Consider the following 20,773-nt stretch of genomic DNA (forward strand, 5'->3'; position numbering starts at 1 on the left):
AGGTATTTACGGCCAGATGATTTATGGTCATATACTACTTAGAACGATCTACCCCAAACTGAGTAAAATTACCCACATAACCCCTACAGTAACAGTAATCAGTATTTACATATTATTTTGATAGTCAACTATTTATCTTAAAAAATACATGTTGGTACAATTTTTACCAATAACATCAATCATTCGCTATAGTCAACGCTAACTACTTTACTACTATGTTTCCCGAAAGAAAGAGGTCCCATCAAGATTACGTTGCAGAAAAATCGTATTCGTCCGGGTTACTGGCAGGAGTGGTAGCTGGTCTGGCCGCCGGCCTCCTGTTCGCTCCCCGACCAGGTAAAGACCTGCGTAGACAGATCGCGGGCGCCATCAACGACCAAACCAGAGAAGTCCGGCACCAATGGGCCAAAACAAAAGCCCAGGCCAAAGAAACCGTTCATACCATTATAACCAACGTAGGTTTAGCCGCTGATAAAGCGGAGGATGAGTTTGACATGTACGTTGATAAGGCCGTGAAGTACGCCGACAAGGCAACAAAAGAAGCCGACAAAGCGGAGCAGGAAGCGAATCAGCTGGCGAACAAAGTAAAATCAGGCATCAATAAGTTCGGGGACAACACCAAAATCAGTTAACGGACTGGTTGCTTGTTCTGATTGTCCTCACCCCGATAACTCTTCATTTCATGATCCACTTTACGTACTGTTTTCAAACATGGCAACAAGCCGAAAATTAGCCGCCGAGTTTATTGGCACATTATGGTTGGTCCTGGGTGGGTGCGGCAGCGCTGTCCTGTCGGCTGCTTACCCTGAACTGGGCATTGGCTTTGGGGGGGTGGCTCTGGCATTTGGCCTAAGCGTCATGACGATGGCCTACGCTGTTGGACGCATTTCGGGTGGGCATTTCAACCCCGCTGTAACCGTGGGGCTCTCCATTGGAGGCACGTTCGACCGCTCACTCATTCTTCCCTATATCGGCGTACAGGTTGCGGGCGGGCTTACCGGCGCCGGGTTACTTTACCTTATAGGCAGTGGCAAACCAGGGTTCGAACTGGGCAGTTTTGCCGCTAATGGTTATGGCGAACACTCGCCGGGGGGGTATTCTATGCTGTCTGCACTGGTGACCGAAGTGTCGATGAGTTTTATGTTTATTCTCATCATTTTGGGAGCGACTCACAAGAAATCGCCCCGTGAACTGGCTGGTGTGGCCATTGGACTCGGCCTGACGCTGATTCACTTGATCAGCATTCCTGTGACGAATACGTCTGTCAATCCAGCCCGTAGTACAAGCCAGGCGCTCTTTGTGGGGGGCTGGGCGCTCAGTCAACTTTGGCTGTTCTGGCTGGCACCGATACTCGGGGCCGCCCTTGCCGGTCTTTTTTACAAGACGGTCATCGATCCGACAATAGCTGATCCTGACTAATACCGCCGTGAGATGCACCAGTCGGTACTATGGGCTGAGTTTATTCCGGTAGCTCATTCTTTAGTGCCCACTAGAATACAAGCGAGCAAACCACCGGTCAATGTAGTTTTTATGGCACGCTCGAATCCGTAATGAATTTACTATATCCGCACGTTGAGTCTCAGCGTTGCACGCTAGAAGAGCAAGAGATTACACTCTCTCACTGACTGTTCTCCCTGATCCCGATGACTAAACACCTGATCTTTTTTCTGATGCTCACGAGTACGTCTTTACTAACGTATGGTCAGGATTCACTTAAAACCAAAGAGCCTTTCCGAGTTGGCCACACGGTGTTTGTGGGATTACAGGTTCCGCTGAATTACACGGTCGGGTATCGAATGCAATTCAGTCGACGAATCTCCGTGCAGGCGCAGGGTGGCCTGATTGCGGCTCCTTTCGAACGGTATACGCTGAAACTGCTGGAAGGATTTGGGCTGGATCCTAATCTGAGCCGGGTTATCAATCAGTCGTTCAGACAGGGTAGTTCAGCTAGCCTGGGATTAAACATACATGCCAATTCGCCCTGGTATGGTACCCTGTTCGGACAGTATGCCCATTTTTCGGCGGGTCCAATTACGCCTGCCGATGGTCTGGGGGTTTACTTCAGAGAAGATTTCTCTGGGTTTGGCTTACTTAACTCACCAACGTTCGTGTTCAATCTGCAATCGAACCTCTGGATAGCCGGGATTCGGGTTGGCCGCTCGTTTCAGTTTACCAACTCCCGGTTTGGCCTGAACACCGAACTAAGTCTGGCCAAGGTTATGGCCACGAAAAATAACTTCTCGTCAAATCGGACGGGGATCGACGGTCTGGGCGTTACCCAACGGCTGTACGGTACTCTGGAAAACGAAATAGATGCCAAGCTCCGCCAGAATGGTTTTTTACCCACACTCAATGTGCTGCTTACCTACCGGCTTCGCTAATAAGCAATAAACTTACCAATACACTTTCAATTTTCTACTTTATGCGATCATCCATAAAACTGGCCCTTCTGGTTGTCTCTGTGTTATTTTCCCAGTGCGGAGTCAATCGGCAGGTGCAGCAAGCTAAAACGCTGAGCAAGAGCCAATATGCCGTTCAATCGGCCGACAGTATAAGTATTGCTGGTTACGACATTCAGGAGTTCAAGGACATTCGGAAACTGGATGATGTTAATCCCCTCAAATATCCGAGAGTTGCGGCCGGATTGCTTCGTAAGGATGTTCCTTTTAAAGCGAGTATCAATCTGGAAATTACGAACCCAACGAACGACATAGCGGCCATCAATCAGTTCGATTATCGCTTATTGCTGGCCGGTAATGAACTGGCTACTGGCGTCGTTCAACAGCGCATTGAGGTGCCGGCAAATGGGGGAAAAGTGATTGTACCGATTCCCGTAAATGCCAATGCTTACGGCATAATCACCAATTCGTCGACCCGAAATGCGTTTATCGACCTGGTTCGTAATCTGGCGGGTAGCAGCCAGACATCCCCTTCCCGCATTACGCTGAAGATCAGGCCAACCATCATGCTGGGAAATAAAGCGGTTAAATACCCAGGCTATATCGACATTGATAAGGAAGTAAACCGGGATCTGATTCTGTCAGGAAAAAAAACAAACCCATAAGTAATAGCCTATTTTTCGTAAACAGGCCTGGCAGGAGCCGACCGCCTGTAGGGTTGCGCCGTCGATCAGCTATCAGAAGCGCCTGGCTGCTGATTGACGGCGCATATAGTCTGCAAAGTCGGGCGACTAGCTTTGCTTGCGAATCTTCGACAGGCCCGTTGCTTCCTGCGCTGTTACGGATGGGTTTCCTGTATAGTTGACCGTGCTAACCCCATCGGCGGAGGCAGATAATGTTTCGGTAACGTGAATATCGGCCCGGCTAGCCCCATCGACTCGTACGTTGGCCCGGGCAATCGTTAGCTTATCGGCGGTTAGTTTGCCCGCTCCCGACAGTCGAATATCAGCCTCAGTGGCTGTACCCTGTAGTATGGCCTGTGAGCCCTCCTTCACCGTAAGTATTAAATTTTTGGTGGAAATAGGCGCGGTCAGGCGACTGCCCGTTTCAACAGTTGCCGTTACCTTCGCCCCTTCTATCGGCAGCTCCGACTCGACGACGCAACCGGTACTGACCAGAAGTTCGTTGAGTTTGGCCACGTGGATGGTAACGGTTACTCCTTTTGTCTGATTGAAACTTTTATTTTTTGCCAGCATCACCGTCAGTTCACCGTTTTTGACCTCCGTCACAACGTGCTCCAGGATGTTGCTCTCACCTTCCAGTTCGGCTACACCGGCGTTGCCAGCCGCAATATGAACACGCATGCCTAACCGTACCGTTACTTTGTTGAAACTACCGATGGTGCGTTGTTGCTTTACAATGTCGCCATTACCGGTAATCGAATTCTGAGCGTGTACGCCCTGCATCAGGAGCATCAGTAGAGCGATAAAGGAGGTAACTGTCTGCGTTTTCATAGTCGGGTAGCTAACGGTTTGGTTTAGATTGATAGGCTAAAGAGACTTATTTTGAACCAGCGTTGCTTCTTTCCTAAAAATAGATAAAGTTCATTCGTTAATCTACTGATTGTACGATTATTTAGCGTGCACAAAATCCATACTTCTAGTCCATAAATCGGCGGCTCGTTTGGCAGTCAGATCGTTGTGTTTAACCAGTTTGGGGTTCGAATCGGCAAAGTAGCCACCTGAGCCCCCCGCTTTCCCATCCATTTTAGTTAGGGTAGCTAGTGGCGCTGTGGCTAAATAAACAGACGTTTCGGCTCCTCGCTCCGGGGTTCGCATGAAGGGCCGTGCTAGATTCATCAGCAAGCCGACGCCACCCGTAAAATTGCTACCGAAACCCGAGTTGACGACACCCGGATGGACGGCGTAGGCGGTGATACCGACATGGGCATACCGGCTGGCCAGTTCTCTGGTGAACAGAATATTGGCTAGTTTGCCATCACCATACGCGGAAAGAATGGATAATTTTTCGTCCCGCTGAAAAAAGCGGGACGCGTTACCCAGCGCATAAGCCGCCGACGAAAGGTTGATCACACGCCCCTCGCCAGATGCCTTGAGCAAATCCAGCAGGTAATAAGTCAGCATGAAATGACCAAGGTGATTGGCGTAAAACGATTTTTCGATGTTATCCACAAACTCGATCCGGTCTGGTGAATAACCCGCGTTGTTGAGTAGAACATCCAGCGTCTGGTGGCTCTGCCTGATCTGTTCGACCGCCCGGCGAATGGAGTCCGCATCAGTCAGATCGGCTAGTACCAGTTCGATGCGTACTGCGGGATTGATCCGCTGGAGGATGTGCAGAGCCTTCTTTCCTTTTTCTTTGTTTCGGCAAAGTAAAATCAGGTTGAACCCTCGACGGGCCAGCGCTCTTGCCGTTGCCAGACCAATGCCAACGTTTGCCCCCGTAATCAATGCCGTTTTCATAAAGGTATGCTGCGTAATTATCCCGAAAATAAAAAGATTCGGCCAGACTAGTTACTGAACAACTAATCTGGCCGAATCCGTTAAAAAAGAGGAATAGTGATGAGTAATAGTTGAGTGCACCCTAAAACATTAACTTCCAACCATTGAAAAACAGATCTTTACCCGGTTGTCCCGACCAAGTGTGCTGATCGACAGGCTCCTGAACATCATGCTGCGTGGTTTCCTTTTGCACAACAATGGCCGAAATGCCTTTTTTAGCCAATGAGCGGCAAATGTCTTTCGTGGTTTCCGTAGCATTACTGCTGACTAATCCGATGGTATCTTCGTTCGTTTTCATGGCGCTTAGTTTGTTGTATGTGCAAACAATAGTTTAAGTAAATGGTTAGCGGTCTAGCCCAGAGACTGAGCCGCTTTGAACACCTGTTGCGTTAGGCGGCAAACATCCGTTTCGCCGATCAACTCCGAGTAGTGTTTTCCTACCCGATCCCAGGCTTCGGCAATTTCCGGCTGAAGAGCGATCCCCTCGCTGGTTGGGTAAATCAGCGTCTTCTTCCCTTCCGACTCCCGGCGGACCAACTGCTTCTGTTCCAGTTTCTCAACCAGACGAGTAATCGTCGATGGTGTGAGGTAGAGCGTTTCACTTAATTCGGAGGGCGTTATGCCCGGCTGACCAACTACTTCGCATAGCATGTAAGCGTGAGAATAACACATCCCAAATCGACCAAATTCTTCATCGCCGATGGCCGTAATCGCTCTCGACAGTGCATTGGCTGAAAACAGCAGACAGGCACTGAAGCGCGTTACAGATTTGTCTTTATCGGCGAGGATACCCGTTTTTCCGTCCGTCATTACGTCCTTCTAAAAGTATGATACAAAAGTACAACGCCTTATTTGTATGTGCAAACAATGAACCAAAAAAGTAGCGAATAAAAATAAAAAAGTGGCGATAGACTGAGAAAAATCCCTACCTATCAGCCACTTATCGCTTATCCCCTACTGATTATCACCTTCATCATTTCATCGGCAGATGAATTTCTGCCATCATACAACGGGCAGAACCTCCCCCATTGCCTTCAATTATCGGCAGATCGAAGTGAAGCAGCGTAGCGTAATCATCCAGAAGATCGATCTGTTTGGGCGTTAACGACTCAAAAGCCCGAGTAGACATAATCAGCAGCTTCTGGCCTTTCCGGGTTTGAACCATGAGCATGTTTCCGGCGAAACTGGCCATTTGTTCCAGTGAGATGTCGATGATACGCTTGTTCAGTTTCTCCAGTTCCTGGCGTACCATCAGCCGCTCGTCGGGATCGCTGATGGCCGAGAGGCACACCACGGCAAAGGTATCGGCAATGCACATGAGTACATTGGTGTGGTAAATTGGTGTTCCGTTGGCATCGGCCGAATGAAACGATACCGTCCGGTAGCCCGTCTGTTTGCCGAACTCAGCCAGTACGTCGGGGTGCGTTCGGGGGGATATGCTGGCGAACGCAACACGATTCATCCGGTCGAACACCAGACTACCAGTCCCTTCCAGAAACTTACCTTCCTGCTCAAAATGGGTAAGATCGACTACTTTAGCCACGTGGTACTGTTTGGCCAGATCGTCAATAATATCTTGCCGACGTTCGAGACGCCGGTTTTCGGCTTGCATCGGGTAGAGTACAACCGTTCCGCTGGCGTGAAAAGAAACCCAGTTATTCGGGAAGATTGAATCGGGCGTATGCGGATCAGTACGATCATCGTAAACCCGTACATCAACGCCAACGGCCCGGAGCTGACCTGCCATTTCATCGAATTCGCGCCGGGCATCATCCTGGGCTACGTCCTTTGTTTGTGCAGCCAGTTTAATATCCTGAAACGCATTCGACTCGGCGGTTTCGGCGTTGAAGCCAAACTTGACCGGACGAATCATTAGGATTCGGGAAGTGGCCTGTGATTGCATAAAAAAAGTCGTAAGTGAGAAAGAATCGTAAAGTTATAAAGTCCGCGAAGACTAATCTTCTGCAAATTAGCACCTGGTTACCATTTTGACAATGATTTTCGGCCAGCCCGGCTCCACCATTTACACCTCCTCGCGCAGAAGCGGCAGGCTCATGCAGTGAGAGCCGCCCCTCGCCCGGCTTAACTCGGCCGATGGCAGCATGATAAAGGTATTTTCGATGGTTTCGGGAGAGGATTCACCCCGCTCAAAACGAGCGAGTAAGTTAGCCGCGTCGACTACGTCGAAACCGGCGTTCCGGAAGGCATCGGCCGTTTTCTCATTTCGATCGTAACCCACAACGACGCCATCTTTCAGCGCCAGCAGGTTGCACGAATCGGTCCATTGCTCGCGGGCACCAAACGGGAACTCGTTATTTCCTGAATAGATAAACTGAACTGGTTCGGTAGCCCCAAGGTCGTTTTTGCTAATGTCGGTCAGCAGATCTTCGAGGTTTTCCAGTTCAACGGGCTTGTGTTCCCATCCGTTGCTGAACTGCATAATTTTCAGTTCCTCAGATACATCTTTCGGGGCAAAGAAGTGGATGACGTCGCGTTTTTGCGCTTCGTCGCCCGTACGAGCCAGCGACCCCAGCAGTACCCATATGTTGCGCTTCACCTGCGTAAAAACGGTATCGATATGCATGTAATCACGCTTTTTAGGAATCTGAAGAATCGTAACCTTATCAACGACATTTTTACTGAATACGAGCCGCATAACCTGCTGAGCCGCGTATAAGGTAGTCCGTTCACTAACCCCAACGATCAGGTGGCGCTTGCCGATCATCATCACATCGCCCCCTTCCAGCGTTGTGCGTGTCACATCACGTTTTGCGTCCGCGTCCGGAAGCAGAAAAGCATGCTCATTATCAGGTATCTCCAGTATCTTATCCTGGTAATCAGCAAAAAGCGGGTGATTGAAGAAGATGTACTGCGCCAGCAAAGCCTCCCGGGTGCGGGCTAGTTTAGCGGGTTTGTTCAGCAGAATATGGTCGTTGATCACGATGCCAATGTCCCGCGTAAAAATAAAATTAGGCAGGGGTGCAAACAGCATCGTCAGGTCGGGTAGTGAACCGGAAATCATGATTTTCGCCAGCTCAACAGGTTCGTACTGGCCCAGTTGCTGCTGGGTCCGAAACGATGTTCGTTCAATGCCGCATATGGCTGCAATCAGGCGGGTTCGCGTACTGTCATTTGCCAGAATATCGGAGAGCAGGCACTGAATGTCGATGACCTTGTCCGACTTGAAATACGCTTCGTGGTCGGGCTTGAAAAACGAGCGATCCGAGTCAGGACCGAGTTCCGCTATCCTGCCTTTCACCTTGTCGGGGTCCAGAAAGTACAACAGAATCTTCACGTAGTAATCGTACTCATCACGGCGCATCATATCCAGGTGTACGATATCCTCGAAAAGCCAGTCCTGTGCTTTCGACGGTATCACTTTGCCCAAACCTCGGTCGGGACTATGGATGAGCAGCCGCCTTAACGTACCAATTTCCGACGATACATGAATGCGCGACGAAAGGTGACTCAGCTTATCGTCCTGTGTGTCTGCCAGCCCGGTATTGACCTTATTTTCTCTATTTTCCATACATCAATTCAATTTGACAGCCAGTAACGAACTCGGCGGGCAAGGTACTGGTTTGCGGCAGGAAATAAAATAGGCGGCTCACGGGTCTGCCAACGGGGAGTTTTACAGCCAGAATGTACTTACCAGTACAGTTTTGGCTGGTGCTGGACAGAAGTTTTTTGATTATCAATGAATAAGCTGAATGTAGACCAACTTTTAACTACCCGATTTTGTTATCCAACAGCGTAGATGCCATTTCATCTGTTAACTTTGCGGCTTTATTTAGCGCTGTCACGATACAACCTATTATGTTATCCATCAGTAATTTACATGCCTCAATCGGCGAAAAAGAAATATTAAGAGGCCTCAACCTGGAAGTCAACCCCGGTGAGGTTCACGCTATTATGGGCCCTAATGGTGCAGGCAAAAGCACATTGGCTTCGGTACTTGCAGGTCGTGAAGACTATGAGGTAACGAGCGGCAGCGTGGTATTTGATGGTAAAGACTTATTAGATATGGCGCCCGAAGAACGGGCCGCCGAAGGTATTTTTCTGGCATTCCAGTATCCAATCGAGATTCCGGGTGTTAGTACAACCAATTTCCTGAAAACCGCAATCAACGAAATTCGCAAGTACCGCGGTCAGGAATCACTCGATGCGGTGCAGTTTCTGAAGTTGATGAAAGAAAAAATGAAATTCGTCAACATTGATCAGTCGCTGTTGAGCCGCTCCCTGAACGAAGGGTTCTCGGGCGGAGAGAAAAAACGGAACGAGATTTTCCAGATGGCTATGCTCGAACCGAAACTGGCTATTCTTGACGAGACCGATTCTGGTCTGGACATCGACGCGCTACGGATCGTGGCTGATGGCGTTAACAAGCTCCGGTCTCCGGAACGGGCCACCATCGTTGTAACACACTACCAGCGCCTGCTGGACTACATCGTGCCTGATTACGTGCACGTATTGTATAAAGGACGTATCGTTAAGTCGGGACCGAAGGAACTGGCTCTCGAACTGGAAGAAAAAGGATACGACTGGATAAAGGCCGAAGCTGAAGCTATCTGATGTATGATATATCATCTATGATGTATGTTATAAATTAACCCGTACATCATACATCATACACCCTTATACATCATACATAAAAAAAATGACTCCGTCTTACGCATCATATAACGATTTTAAAGAGCAGTTGCTAGCGTCTTTTCGGGACAACGAAGAGCGCATGAACGGCGAACGAAAATCGCCGGTACACCAGCTTCGACGGTCGGCGCTGAAACAGTTTGAGCAGTTGGGATTCCCAACCATTCGGCATGAAGAGTGGAAATACTCAAATGTCAATGGGCTGCTTAAAGAGGAGTTTGGCCTCGACACTACGTCTACGCTGACAGCCGAGGATTTGAGTCCGCTCGAAATACCGAACCTCGACGGCAACATTCTGTATTTCATCAACGGCGTTTACCATCCTGAACTGTCGCGCATTATTAGCCCGACCGACCAGGTAACCATTACGAGTTTCGCCGAAGCCCTGAAAACGGACGCTGACTTCATGGGCTCGCACTTTGCCAGCTACGCCGATTATCAGGAGAGTGCCTTTACCGCCCTAAATACCGCCATGGCCAGCGATGGTGTCGTTATCCGGGTTCCTGATAATGTCACGGTTGAGCAGCCCATTATCCTGCGTTTCATTACCGATACCCGGGAGAAAAATATTGCGTCGCAACCTCGTAACCTGGTGGTTATCGGCAAAAATGCCGAGGTGATGATGGCCGAATCGTACCGAACACTGGGCGAGAAAATCAGCTTCGTCAACGTCGTAACGGAGATTGTACTGGCCCGCGATGCCCGGATGCAGTATTATAAAGTGCTGAACGAGACCGATAAAGCGTTTCACATTGGCACCACGCAGGTGAGCCAATCCGACAACAGCCATTTCTACTCCGCGTCGATCACGCTTAATGGCAGCTTCGTTCGGAACAACCTGAATATTGTGTTGAATGGCCAGCACGCCGAAGCTTTCATGTATGGTCTGTACATGCCAAACGGTCGGCAGCACGTCGATAACCACACCCTTGTGGATCACGCCATGCCGAACTCATACAGTAATGAACTCTACAAAGGGATTCTGGATGATAACAGTACGGGTGTATTCAACGGTAAAATCTTCGTTCGGCCCGACGCGCAGAAAACCAACGCGTATCAGTCCTGTAAGAACGTGGTGCTGTCGCCGGGTGCTTCGATGAACACCAAGCCGCAATTGGAAATTTATGCCGACGACGTAAAGTGTTCGCACGGTACCACGACCGGCCAGCTCAACGACGAGGCTCTGTTTTACATGCGGTCGCGGGGTATTCCAAAAGATGAAGCCCGAACATTGCTGCTGTATGCTTTTTCGCAGGATGTACTGAGCCAGATCAAGATTGCGCCCATTCGCGAGTATCTGGAAGGCGTGGTTCGCGAAAAATTGACGAAATAGGTCTGTTACCTACTGACTTCTATGGTGTCGGGTTCTTCAACCCGACACCTTTTTTATTCTCCATGCGATTTCTGCGCCTACTTACCTGCTTTTTGTTGCTTGCCTGCTCCACGCAGGCTCAGAAGGTTCAGTTTTTGTTTGAAGGCGACTCCCTGACAATCCCCCTGGTACGTGATAGCCTGCGGGGTATTTCGGGGCTTGCCATTCGTCCGGCTACCGGCGAATGGCATCTGGTAAGCGATCGGGGCTGGCACTTTACATTCGCCAACATCAAAACCATCCGCGATTTACAGGACAGTAGCCATCTACTAAACGCGCAGAAGACACCATACTGGTTTGAAGGCATTCGACTCAACGCGTTGACCGGCACTTACTTCTGGACCGATGAACACGAGCATGTCACGTCTGCTTACTATGGTCAGGCAATGCACGATAGTGCGGCAACGGTGTTACTAAAAATGCCGTTGCCCGGTCCGAACAAAGGGCTCGAAGGGCTGGCGTTCATGCCATCGGGTGCGCTTTGGATTGCGCCGGAAGCAGGCTGGGAGGGCGAAACCCGCATGGCTCAGGATACGATCACGCTTTTCCGGTACCCAAATCCATTAGCGCCTGATCCACTAGTAGAGCGCTATGCATACCCTATCAATCGATGCCCTTTCGCGCAGGGGGAGGAACGCGTCGGCGGCATTTCGGAAATCGTAGCACTTGATGAAACCCGCTTACTGATCCTGGAACGATGCTACGATGCCACCCAAAAACGCGTGACAGCCCGTTTGTACCTGGCAACGCCGGACTCCGTAACCCACACAGTACGCAAAGAACTGGCCTTTGACTTTAACCGGCAGTTTCCCGGAACCGTCTGTAATCTGGAAGCCATGGCCTGGCTCGATGAACAGCACAAAAACCTGGTGGTCATGGCCGATGACAATTTTCGATACAACAAAACCCTTCGGAATCAGGTCATCGTTCTGAAAAGACGGTAGCGCTTATACGAACCTAACGGCCCTTGATTTACGTTTTATGAGTAACCTTTGGGTGAATGCTTTCATCATTTATCCTCTTTTCAAGACGAACACGACATGCAAGCAGCGATAGAAACTACCCTCGATATTCAGCAGATCCGCCGGGACTTTCCCATCCTCGATCAACAGGTGAACGGTCGGCCGCTGGTTTATTTCGATAACGCAGCAACGAACCAGAAGCCCCTGTCGGTCATCAATGCGCTGACTGAGTATTACGAGGGCTACAATGCTAATATTCACCGGGGTATTCACCACCTGGCCGAAAAGGCGACAGCTGCATTTGAGGCATCGCGCCGGGCGTTTCAGGAATTTCTGAATGCCCGCCATTGGCAGGAGATCATCTTTACTTACGGCACCACCGACGGTATTAATCTGGTAGCCCAGAGCTACGGACGCCGGTTTCTGAAAGAAGGGGACGAGATCATCATTTCGGCCATGGAGCACCATTCCAATATTGTGCCCTGGCAGATGCTGTGCGAAGAAAAGGGATGCATCCTAAAAGTCATTCCGGTCAACGACGCGGGCGAGCTTATGGTGGACGAATACGAAAAGTTGCTATCCGAGCGTACCAAATTCGTTTCCTGCGTTCACGTCTCCAATTCGCTCGGAACAGTTAACCCGGTCAAGACGATCATCGATAAGGCGCATGAAGTGGGCGCAGTTGTGTTGATTGATGGCGCACAGGCCAGCTCCCACCTCGACATCGACGTACAGGCGCTCGACGCTGACTTTTACGCCTTATCGGCCCACAAGCTTTATGGACCAACGGGCATGGGTGTGTTATACGGAAAGAAAGAAATTCTCGATTCAATGCCTCCCTACCGGGGCGGTGGTGAGATGATCAAAGAAGTTACGTTTGCCAAAACGACTTACAACGACATTCCTTACAAATTCGAAGCGGGCACCCCAAATATTGCCGATGTCGTTGCAGCCAAAACGGCCCTCGATTTCATGGCCGGTTTAGGAAAAGAGAACATGGCTGCCCACGAAAATGACCTGCTTCAGTACGCCACCGAGCAATTGAGCGAATTGGATGGGTTGCGTATTATCGGGCAGGCTAAACACAAAATTGGCGTCATCTCCTTCGTGCTGGATGGTATTCACCACCAGGACACGGGCGTCATTCTGGATCAGCAGGGCATTGCCGTTCGGACGGGACACCACTGTACCCAACCACTCATGCAACGCTTTGGCATTGCCGGAACTACGCGGGCGTCATTTGCGGTTTATAACACCAGAGATGAAGTCGATCGGCTCGTAACCGGATTGCGTCGGGTTCAGAAAATGATGTTGTGATAGGCCTAAACCCTTTGTGCTATGATTAATACTGCTGCCATCATTGAGTCGTTCCGTCAGTTGCCGGAAAAAATTTCACTTGACGAAGCTGTCGAACGACTTATTATTCTTGACCGCTATGAACGGGCTATGGACGAAATGGGCCAAGGCAAAGGACACAAAAATGAGGATGTCATGCGTGAAATGAAAGAATGGATACAGGCACGCCGATAATTTGGAAGGACGAAGCAAAAGAAGACCTACGAGACATACTTCATTATCTATCAAGGTCATCGTCAGTATATGTTGAGAATTGGTCCAATGACTTAACAAAGAAGCTGGGCTTGTTGGAATCTTTCCCGGAAATGGGCCGGAAAGTTCCGGAAAAAGACCTGATTCATCTGAGGGAAATGTTAATAGGAAGCTATCGGCTCTTGTACATATATATTCACGATACAATAACAATAATAGGTGTGCGGCATCAGGCCAGCCAGTTAGGTAAACTTTAAGCATGACGATTAACGAGAAGCAGGACGAGATTATTGAGGAATTTGACTTGTTCGATGACCAACTCGACAAGACGCAATATATTATTGATTTGGGCAAGAAGTTACCGCCAATGCCTGAAGACCTGAAAACCGATGAAAACCGAATTATGGGTTGTCAGTCGAAAGTTTGGGTCGATGCTGAGTTGAAAGGCGATGATCAAACCGGTACCCGGCCCGGCGAGGCCCGGCATGGCGAGGCTCGGCTGTATTTTTACGGAGATAGTGAACCAACCGCTCAAATTTCCAAAGGCTTGGTTAGCTTGCTGATCCGGGTTCTATCCGGCGAAAAACCGGAAGACATTGCCAATGCCGACTTATATTTTATTCCGCGGGTGGGCATGGGGAATCTGATTACATCGTTACGGGCCGGTGGCCTGGCGTCGATGATTGAACGCATGAAGGCATTCGGTCGCGCAAACACTGAAAAAACTGTTTAAAGTTGTCATGACAGACGAAGAACTAAAAGAACAAGTGGTACTGGCCCTGAAGGCTGTTTATGACCCCGAAATTCCGGTAGACGTGTACGAGTTGGGCCTCATTTATGACATCAAGATATTTCCGGTCAACAATGTCTATATCCTGATGACGCTGACATCGCCTTCATGCCCGTCGGCGGGCTCGATTCCGGCTGAGATCGAAGAGAAAGTACGCGCCATTGAGGGGGTCAACGATGTGAGTGTCGAGCTGACATTCGATCCACCGTACTCAACCGAACTGATGTCGGAAGTGGCGAAACTGGAACTTGGCTTTATGTGAAACAGCCGTCAGTTATTGGTAACACATTAACGTACGACTTATTACCTTACGACTAAATTTAACCAATTATGTATCCTCCTCATTTGCTTATCCCGATGCGGGAAGACCTGACAAGCGTTGGGTTTGAAGAATTGACCACGGCCGAAGACGTGGTAAACACAATGGAAAACACACCAGGCACCATGCTTGTGATTGTGAATTCGGTTTGTGGCTGTGCTGCTGGCGCAGCTCGTCCGGGTGTTAAGGCCGCCCTGGCAGCCAGTTCGGTTAAACCAGACAAAATGGTATCTGTTTTTGCGGGTGGCGATCTGGAAGCTACCGCCAAAATGCGGGAGTACCTGTTGCCTTACCCTCCATCGTCGCCAGCCATCGGCATTTTCAAAGATGGCGATCTGGTGCATTTCATTGAGCGGCACCACATCGAAGGGCGTTCGGCGCAAATGATTGCCCAACACCTCGAAATGGCACTGGAAGAGTTCTGTACCCCAGCAAACGCCTAAGATAAAAGGCGAATGGCCGCTGGGACACGGTTTGAACCGTGTCCCAGCGGCCATTCGCCTTTTGTAGAAGTCCTAACTACATAAAGACTTCGAATGAGGGGCCATGTCTGACGATATGGCCCCTTTTAGGTAACAGCAAAAACTTTTGCCAGTAGCCGCGACAGGGGTAACAGGCAAAAAACCAGCATAGCTAACGGAAAAGACGCGAAAGAAGCTACCCAGGCTGCATTCATAACGATGAGCGATAGCACCCCGGCCCGCACCGCCAGTCCGATATTTCGGCCAACGGGTTCTTTCACCGCCCGCCAGAGGGGCGGGAAAATATAATAGCCGAATAACAGCAGAAAGGGTAGCGCCGTACCTAATTGTTGCTGCCGCTGGGCCAGAGCTGCTACACAACCAATAACAAGCGCGTACAAAATACCCGCGAACCGCAAAATGGTCGGGCTACCGCCGTGCACCTCTCCCCGACTGATCATAGTGATAGCCGCAATGTACGCAATGGGAACGACCCCAACCCATAGCCAGGGCAACACCTGATCGGGTAGAATGCTGATACCTAACAGTAAGTTTAACCCTCGGCATAACCCCATGTTAACCGGCCCCAGCCAACTATGATGCTTACCGAACCGGTCGTACACGAGCGATGCCACACTGATAGCGACAGCGAGAAAGCCCGCCGTCTGGTTTACCAAAAACGAACATACGATCCCAATGATCAGTAAAACAGCTCCCAGTAGCGCTGCGGTAGATTTGCTAACGATTCCGCTGGGAATAGGACGCTCCGGGCGCTCGATGGCATCCAGTTCTGCATCAAAAACATCGTTGAACACAACTCCCCCACCATACAGCCCGATTGTCGCTAAACAAAGCCAGCCTACAGGAACCGGAGCCGGATCGAATACCCCAAAATAACCCGCAATGGCCATCCCAGCCAGCACATCGGCAACGGCCGTAACAAGGTTAGCCGGGCGGGTTAAGGAAAGAAGTGCTTTTAGCATAGGAAAGAGTGAAAGAGTGAAAGAGTGGAAGAGTGAAGAGCTGGCGGATTCTTTGGGCGCTCTTTCATTCTTTCGCTCTTTCACTCTTTTATTTAATAATCGTTGATTCCTTATCTACGCGCGGGGCCTGCCCACCACGCAGAATTGAGCTGCCATTGAACCGTTGGCTCTGATCGACACCCATCGGCTGGGTGAGTTCGTCGAGGCTAAGCTGGCCGCTTTGCGCAAAAGCCGTTACGGCATTGGTAAACGTAACGAGTTTAATAGCCTCGTCTGAGATACCCCGCTGCTTCATCAAGGCCGCCGTTTTTGGCACCGCCAGCGGATCACTGATACCCCAGTCGGCGGCCGAGTTGATCATAATGCGCTCCGGACCGTACTGTTTCACGATCTCAACCATCCGCTCATTTCCCATTTTAGTGAACGGGTAAATGGTAAAACCAGCCCAGAAACCCCGGTCCAGTACTTCCCGCACCGTTTCTTCATTGTTGTGATCAACGATTACCATACCGGGCGCAATACCGTGCTCAATGGCAATATCCATACTACGGCTGGTTCCCTGTTTTTTGTCACGGTGGGGCGTATGGATCTGAACCGGCAGATTGGCCTCTTTTGCCAGCTCCAGCTGCGCCCGGTAGTATTTGTCTTCTGCGGGAGTCTGGTCATCGAAGCCAATTTCCCCAACGCCTACTACGCCTTCTTTATAGATGAATAAAGGCAGGATTTCCATAACCTGCTCCGCTAATTCTTCCTGATTGGCTTCCTTAGAGTTCAATCCAATCGTGCAGTAATGCCGAATACCGAACTGAGAAGCTCGGAACCGCTCCCACCCAACCAGGCTGGCAAAGTAATCGCGAAACGAATCAACACCCGTTCGCGGCTGACCTAACCAGAAAGCCGGTTCAATCAGGGCTACTACGCCCGCATCGGCCATTGCCTGGTAATCATCGGTGGTGCGGGAGGTCATGTGAACGTGCATATCGAAGAAAGACATGCCACGAATTGAATCCATAAAATCCATAATTGTACTACGTTAAAGGCATTGTGCAAGGGTCAATCGATCCGTAAAGTTCTGCAAAAATTACCCCCTTTCTGCACGTTTTTTAGCAACATTTAATTCAACTCAACAAACTTCAGACTAGCCTATTCGTTTTATAGATAGAACTTCCGTAAAAGAACATAGTCTGTTCTGATCAGATGCCGCCAAGGGCATTTGAACGCTCTACAGTAGCAAAATCAATTGTACAACAAATGCAACCATGAAGATGTATCAACAACGTAAAGCAGGAAAGTGGAAACTCGGCGTAGTTTTACTGCTCCTTGGCATTGGTGGATTGACAGCCTGCCGCGAAAATGCAATTAACGACCTGAGCCCTGCCGATAGTCCGGTTTATATTACCAACTACGACCGCTCGGTTAACTTCAGCCAGTACAAAACGTTCAGCCTGCCCGATTCAGTCATCATCGAGTCAAACGATTCGTACAGTATGACACAATCGGATGTTTCAACCCGGTTTGTCACGAACGTAGCCAACGCACTAACAGCTAAAGGATTTCGGCGGGTTAGCCGGGGCGAAAACGCCGACCTGGGCGTAGCCATCATTCGGGTCAATAACCAGTATACGGGTGTAGCCTCCAATCCATATTCCTACTATTCAAACTATTGGGGCGGTGGTTTTGGCGGCTTTGGCGGGTACGGCTATTCTCCCTATTACCCTAGTTACTACACTTACCAGGTTACAGACCAGTACTGGGAGATTCAGATTGTCGATCTGAAAAATCGTCCCGCAACGGGCACGGGTACCACACAGACCCAGTTGAATGTCATTTATGATGCCACCATTCGCGGCACCGACATCACCGATCAACAAACCGTCGACACAGCCGTTACGGCTATTTTCAACCAATCGCCTTACCTGAAGGCCACTGAATAATCACGCATGAAACCGATCATAGCTTTCTTTGCCCTGATGGCGTTAACAACAACGGCCTGGGCGCAGTATCAAAATGACAATAAGGGAAACTACGACTTCCCGTCACCTTATCAGGAATACGTAACGTTCAACATTTCGGCCCGGTACGGTGTCGCGTTCCCGATGGGTGGAACGCAGGGGTACATCGACAAAGTGTCGCCTACGAATCTGGCGCTTGATGGCGAATGGCTCTTTCCAAGGCAGTTCTCAATTGGTATAAAAACAGGGTATCAGTACAACAAGCAGCGCCTTCCCCGTCAGGTCTACCAGTACGACAATCAGTCTATTTCGGCGGTACAAACGCGTACGCTATCGGTCATTCCGGCCATGATTTCCCTGTCTTACTATTTTGCGGATAATGCAGCGGCTCTTCGGCCATATGTGCAGTTTGCGGGTGGTGGCGCTTTTGTCAATTACACAAACTACTTCGGTCCCTTGGCCGATCAGTCGAGTGGATTCAAAGGAGCCATTGCTCCGGCTATCGGAGTGAAGTATTATGGCAAGCGAGAACAGGGCTTTGGTGCCGAGTTCCAGGCTCAGTACCAAAACGTATTTTTTAACTATGACCTGTTGAAAAACAGTAGCCCTTCGCTCATGTTGTCAGCCGGTATTTCGTACCGGTTCTACTAATCGTTTTTGGTTGGCTGACGCGAAAGCCATACGGCCGCTCCAGCCAACCAAAAATCGTACAACCGACCTTACATCAGTTCCTCTATATGAGTGGGTAAACTGCGTCCGGCAGCCCGGCGTTCGGCAGCATAATCAGCCAGCGTCTGGGCAAGTCGGGCGTTTTTGCGTTCATGCAGGCCTGTAATCTGGGTTACGTCTTTATCCGTAAAAAACGCTTTCATAATCAGCTGATTCCAAGCGGCTTCGGTAAAGTAGTCGGCGGGAAACGGATTGTGAAGCATAATAGCTGACTGCACATCGGCAATGTTATTCCGTATACCTTCTGTAGCCTGAAACGTCCAGGCTTCGGGATACGACAGCACCGGTAGCGCCGAATAAAGCGCGACCAACTCATTTAGTTCGCCCGCTTTGAAGAGTTCGCTGATCGTTTTGACGTAGCCAAGCTGATCATCAGCCGGCAGTTGAAGCAACCACCACACTCGCGCCAACCGATCAAGTGTCCAACCCTCGACCGTGAAGCCGGGCCGCACCCGCTGCAACGCAAATTGCAGATCGGTCGGTATGCTGATGGGTTGTTTGCCCACGAAACGGGGAATAGCCGTGAATACACGGTAAAAAACAGCGACCTGCTGGCTGGTGTTAAACGCGTCGGCCTGTTGAGTAAGGTAGTTTACTGCCTTTTCAGAATTGGGCTGCTGTTCAAGTAGATAGAACAGCGTTTGACTCATTGTGAGAATATTCATACCGTAACGCGGACATCCAGTCCGCTTATGTTAAAAGCGGACTGGATGTCCGCGTTACTTTTTTGCCTTTGGGTGGGCCTGGTCATATGTGTTTTTCAACTGTTCCAGGCTGGTATGGGTATAAATCTGCGTAGCCGCCAAACTACTGTGTCCGAGCAGATCTTTAATGGCATTTAAGTCGGCCCCCCGGTTGAGCAGGTGGGTGGCAAAAGAGTGACGTAGCACGTGCGGGCTCTTCTTTTCAAGCGTCGTGACAAGCGTAAGGTGCCGGGTTACAATGCGCTGGATCAGCATCGCATAAGCCGCCACGCCTTTGTCGCTCACAATTAAATGCAGCTGGTCAGCCTGCCCCAGAAAGGTTTCCTCTTTCAAACGGCTGTATTGTTGAATAAGCACGAATAGCGGGTCAGTCAGGGGAATAATTCGATGCTTGTTCCGTTTGCCCAGCACCGTAATTGTTTTTTCGTAGAGATTTACGTCGGCTGTTTTCAGGCCCGTCAATTCACTCAATCGAATACCCGTACCGTATAGCAGTTCGAGCACCAGTTTGTCGCGCACACCCTCGAATGTTTCGGGAAACTCGACATCGCCAAGCAGCATTTCCATTGGCTTTTCTTCGACGTACTGCGGCAGTTTTTTACTGGTTTTCAGCGCCTGTATTTTCGACATGGGGTCGAAATCGATAACTTTCCGGCGTAGCAGAAACCCAAAAAAAGCGCGTAACGTAGCGATTTTGCGGTTCACGGACGATTTGTCCATATCGCCCTCGACCAAACTTACGATCCACGACCGAACGTGACGGAAATCGGCAAGTTCGGGTTGGTCGATGTTGCATTCTGTTGCCACAAACGTACAGAACTGGTCCAGATCCTTTGTATACGCCGTTAGCGTATGGTGACTCAGCCGTTTCTCAAACCGGATGTGCTGGAGGAAATCTTGCCCGCTTCGGCAGCCCGTCGGATCTGTCTGATTCATAGGATTCCTCTGATTTTAGTCAAATCTAATCATGCCAATTAAACGAATCAAAAAAATCTGGCCGGGCCGCCGAAACAGACAAAAAAAAGCAGCAAGCATGGCTGCTTACTGCTTCTGTGTCGTGTTATACCACTTGGCGATTCATCATCGTTGACTGCGCATTCAACGATTCATCCACAACCAACTTCACACCACCAAACAAGTCTATTGCTCGGTATGATTGCCGTACATGCGTTCTTTGTACGTGGCTTTGATGATTTCTGTGCGACGCTTGATGGATGGCTTCTGGAAAGCCGTCCGCGACCGCAACTGCCGCAACACACCCGTCTTTTCAAATTTCTTTTTGAAACGTTTCAGGGCCTTGTCGATCGACTCGTTGTCTTTTACGTTAATGATAAGCATGTTCTAAATATTCTGTTTTAGCTAAAAACCGGACGGCAAAGGTA

The 20,773-nt window shown here is 49.8% G+C and carries 26 protein-coding genes; 15 read left to right on the plus strand and 11 right to left on the minus strand.

The window, feature by feature from the left end; translation table 11 throughout:
- Positions 1-215 precede the first annotated feature (215 nt).
- The 4 genes from ACYU87_RS08060 (at position 216) to ACYU87_RS08075 (ending at position 3,064) form a co-directional block, all read left to right on the plus strand.
- Positions 216-632: a YtxH domain-containing protein gene (locus ACYU87_RS08060; RefSeq protein ID WP_461133514.1), complete on the plus strand. Its 417-nt coding sequence runs from the start codon at positions 216-218 to the stop codon at positions 630-632.
- Between the two features lie 79 nt (positions 633-711).
- Positions 712-1,419 (plus strand): aquaporin Z, encoded by a 708-nt coding sequence (gene aqpZ, locus ACYU87_RS08065; RefSeq protein WP_461133515.1) that lies wholly within the window; start codon positions 712-714, stop codon positions 1,417-1,419.
- Positions 1,420-1,643: 224 nt separating this feature from the next.
- The gene (locus ACYU87_RS08070) at positions 1,644-2,381 is read left to right on the plus strand and encodes a hypothetical protein (RefSeq protein ID WP_461133516.1); all 738 of its coding nucleotides are present in this window, start codon (positions 1,644-1,646) and stop codon (positions 2,379-2,381) included.
- Positions 2,382-2,422: 41 nt separating this feature from the next.
- Positions 2,423-3,064 carry a hypothetical protein gene (locus tag ACYU87_RS08075; RefSeq protein WP_461133517.1) on the plus strand — a complete coding sequence of 214 codons (642 nt, stop codon included), beginning with the start codon at positions 2,423-2,425 and terminating at the stop codon, positions 3,062-3,064.
- Between the two features lie 126 nt (positions 3,065-3,190).
- Here ACYU87_RS08075 and ACYU87_RS08080 read toward each other — a convergent pair whose 3' ends face one another.
- The 6 genes from ACYU87_RS08080 to ACYU87_RS08105 form a co-directional block, all read right to left on the minus strand.
- Positions 3,191-3,913, minus strand: coding sequence for a head GIN domain-containing protein (locus ACYU87_RS08080; RefSeq protein WP_461133518.1), 723 nt, complete (start codon positions 3,911-3,913; stop codon positions 3,191-3,193).
- A 117-nt stretch (positions 3,914-4,030) separates the two neighbouring features.
- On the minus strand, positions 4,031-4,882 hold the full coding sequence (locus ACYU87_RS08085) for an SDR family NAD(P)-dependent oxidoreductase (protein ID WP_461133519.1): 852 nt from the start codon (positions 4,880-4,882) through the stop codon (positions 4,031-4,033).
- Positions 4,883-5,003: 121 nt separating this feature from the next.
- The gene (locus ACYU87_RS08090; RefSeq protein WP_461133520.1) at positions 5,004-5,219 is read right to left on the minus strand and encodes a hypothetical protein; all 216 of its coding nucleotides are present in this window, start codon (positions 5,217-5,219) and stop codon (positions 5,004-5,006) included.
- Positions 5,220-5,272: 53 nt separating this feature from the next.
- Entirely contained in the window at positions 5,273-5,731 is a 459-nt protein-coding gene (locus tag ACYU87_RS08095; RefSeq protein ID WP_461133521.1) for a MarR family winged helix-turn-helix transcriptional regulator, read from the minus strand.
- 163 nt (positions 5,732-5,894) lie between these two features.
- On the minus strand, positions 5,895-6,824 hold the full coding sequence (gene ctlX / locus ACYU87_RS08100) for a citrulline utilization hydrolase CtlX (protein WP_461133522.1): 930 nt from the start codon (positions 6,822-6,824) through the stop codon (positions 5,895-5,897).
- Between the two features lie 120 nt (positions 6,825-6,944).
- Positions 6,945-8,450, minus strand: coding sequence for an arginine deiminase family protein (locus tag ACYU87_RS08105; protein WP_461133523.1), 1,506 nt, complete (start codon positions 8,448-8,450; stop codon positions 6,945-6,947).
- Positions 8,451-8,737: 287 nt separating this feature from the next.
- On the opposite strand from ACYU87_RS08105, the gene sufC reads away from it, so the two are divergent.
- The 9 genes from sufC (at position 8,738) to ACYU87_RS08150 (ending at position 15,005) form a co-directional block, all read left to right on the plus strand.
- Entirely contained in the window at positions 8,738-9,493 is a 756-nt protein-coding gene (sufC, locus tag ACYU87_RS08110; protein ID WP_461133524.1) for a Fe-S cluster assembly ATPase SufC, read from the plus strand.
- An 85-nt stretch (positions 9,494-9,578) separates the two neighbouring features.
- Positions 9,579-10,904, plus strand: coding sequence for a Fe-S cluster assembly protein SufD (gene sufD, locus ACYU87_RS08115; protein WP_461133525.1), 1,326 nt, complete (start codon positions 9,579-9,581; stop codon positions 10,902-10,904).
- 62 nt (positions 10,905-10,966) lie between these two features.
- On the plus strand, positions 10,967-11,887 hold the full coding sequence (locus ACYU87_RS08120; protein WP_461133526.1) for an esterase-like activity of phytase family protein: 921 nt from the start codon (positions 10,967-10,969) through the stop codon (positions 11,885-11,887).
- 96 nt (positions 11,888-11,983) lie between these two features.
- Positions 11,984-13,222 carry a SufS family cysteine desulfurase gene (locus tag ACYU87_RS08125; protein ID WP_461133527.1) on the plus strand — a complete coding sequence of 413 codons (1,239 nt, stop codon included), beginning with the start codon at positions 11,984-11,986 and terminating at the stop codon, positions 13,220-13,222.
- Between the two features lie 21 nt (positions 13,223-13,243).
- Positions 13,244-13,435, plus strand: coding sequence for a hypothetical protein (locus ACYU87_RS08130; RefSeq protein ID WP_461133528.1), 192 nt, complete (start codon positions 13,244-13,246; stop codon positions 13,433-13,435).
- Positions 13,414-13,710: a type II toxin-antitoxin system RelE/ParE family toxin gene (locus ACYU87_RS08135; RefSeq protein ID WP_461133529.1), complete on the plus strand. Its 297-nt coding sequence runs from the start codon at positions 13,414-13,416 to the stop codon at positions 13,708-13,710. Before ACYU87_RS08130 ends, ACYU87_RS08135 begins: the two co-directional genes overlap by 22 nt.
- 2 nt (positions 13,711-13,712) lie before the next feature.
- On the plus strand, positions 13,713-14,186 hold the full coding sequence (locus ACYU87_RS08140) for a SufE family protein (protein WP_461133530.1): 474 nt from the start codon (positions 13,713-13,715) through the stop codon (positions 14,184-14,186).
- A 7-nt stretch (positions 14,187-14,193) separates the two neighbouring features.
- Complete coding sequence (locus ACYU87_RS08145) at positions 14,194-14,505, plus strand: DUF59 domain-containing protein (RefSeq protein ID WP_461133531.1); 312 nt, start codon at positions 14,194-14,196, stop codon at positions 14,503-14,505.
- A 68-nt stretch (positions 14,506-14,573) separates the two neighbouring features.
- Entirely contained in the window at positions 14,574-15,005 is a 432-nt protein-coding gene (locus tag ACYU87_RS08150; protein ID WP_461133532.1) for a BrxA/BrxB family bacilliredoxin, read from the plus strand.
- A gap of 125 nt (positions 15,006-15,130) precedes the next feature.
- Here ACYU87_RS08150 and eboC read toward each other — a convergent pair whose 3' ends face one another.
- Positions 15,131-16,006, minus strand: a complete 876-nt coding sequence (gene eboC / locus ACYU87_RS08155) for a UbiA-like protein EboC (RefSeq protein WP_461133533.1) — start codon at positions 16,004-16,006, stop codon at positions 15,131-15,133.
- A gap of 88 nt (positions 16,007-16,094) precedes the next feature.
- The gene (locus ACYU87_RS08160; RefSeq protein ID WP_461133534.1) at positions 16,095-17,027 is read right to left on the minus strand and encodes a TatD family hydrolase; all 933 of its coding nucleotides are present in this window, start codon (positions 17,025-17,027) and stop codon (positions 16,095-16,097) included.
- A gap of 238 nt (positions 17,028-17,265) precedes the next feature.
- Between ACYU87_RS08160 and ACYU87_RS08165 the strand changes: the two genes are divergently transcribed.
- Both ACYU87_RS08165 and ACYU87_RS08170 read left to right on the plus strand, forming a co-directional pair.
- Positions 17,266-17,940 (plus strand): DUF4136 domain-containing protein, encoded by a 675-nt coding sequence (locus tag ACYU87_RS08165; protein ID WP_461133535.1) that lies wholly within the window; start codon positions 17,266-17,268, stop codon positions 17,938-17,940.
- A gap of 6 nt (positions 17,941-17,946) precedes the next feature.
- Positions 17,947-18,609, plus strand: coding sequence for a porin family protein (locus ACYU87_RS08170; RefSeq protein ID WP_461133536.1), 663 nt, complete (start codon positions 17,947-17,949; stop codon positions 18,607-18,609).
- Positions 18,610-18,677: 68 nt separating this feature from the next.
- Here the strand turns inward: ACYU87_RS08170 and ACYU87_RS08175 are convergent, their stop codons facing one another.
- The 3 genes from ACYU87_RS08175 to rpsU all read right to left on the minus strand — a co-directional run bounded on the left by ACYU87_RS08175 (position 18,678) and on the right by rpsU (position 20,729).
- A complete protein-coding gene (locus ACYU87_RS08175) occupies positions 18,678-19,352 on the minus strand; it encodes an EboA domain-containing protein (RefSeq protein WP_461133537.1) in 675 nt (224 codons plus the stop codon).
- Positions 19,353-19,406: 54 nt separating this feature from the next.
- The gene (locus ACYU87_RS08180; protein WP_461133538.1) at positions 19,407-20,327 is read right to left on the minus strand and encodes a tyrosine-type recombinase/integrase; all 921 of its coding nucleotides are present in this window, start codon (positions 20,325-20,327) and stop codon (positions 19,407-19,409) included.
- A 204-nt stretch (positions 20,328-20,531) separates the two neighbouring features.
- Positions 20,532-20,729 (minus strand): 30S ribosomal protein S21, encoded by a 198-nt coding sequence (gene rpsU / locus ACYU87_RS08185; RefSeq protein WP_046576296.1) that lies wholly within the window; start codon positions 20,727-20,729, stop codon positions 20,532-20,534.
- Positions 20,730-20,773 lie beyond the last annotated feature (44 nt).

Source organism: Spirosoma lituiforme (assembly GCF_054776635.1).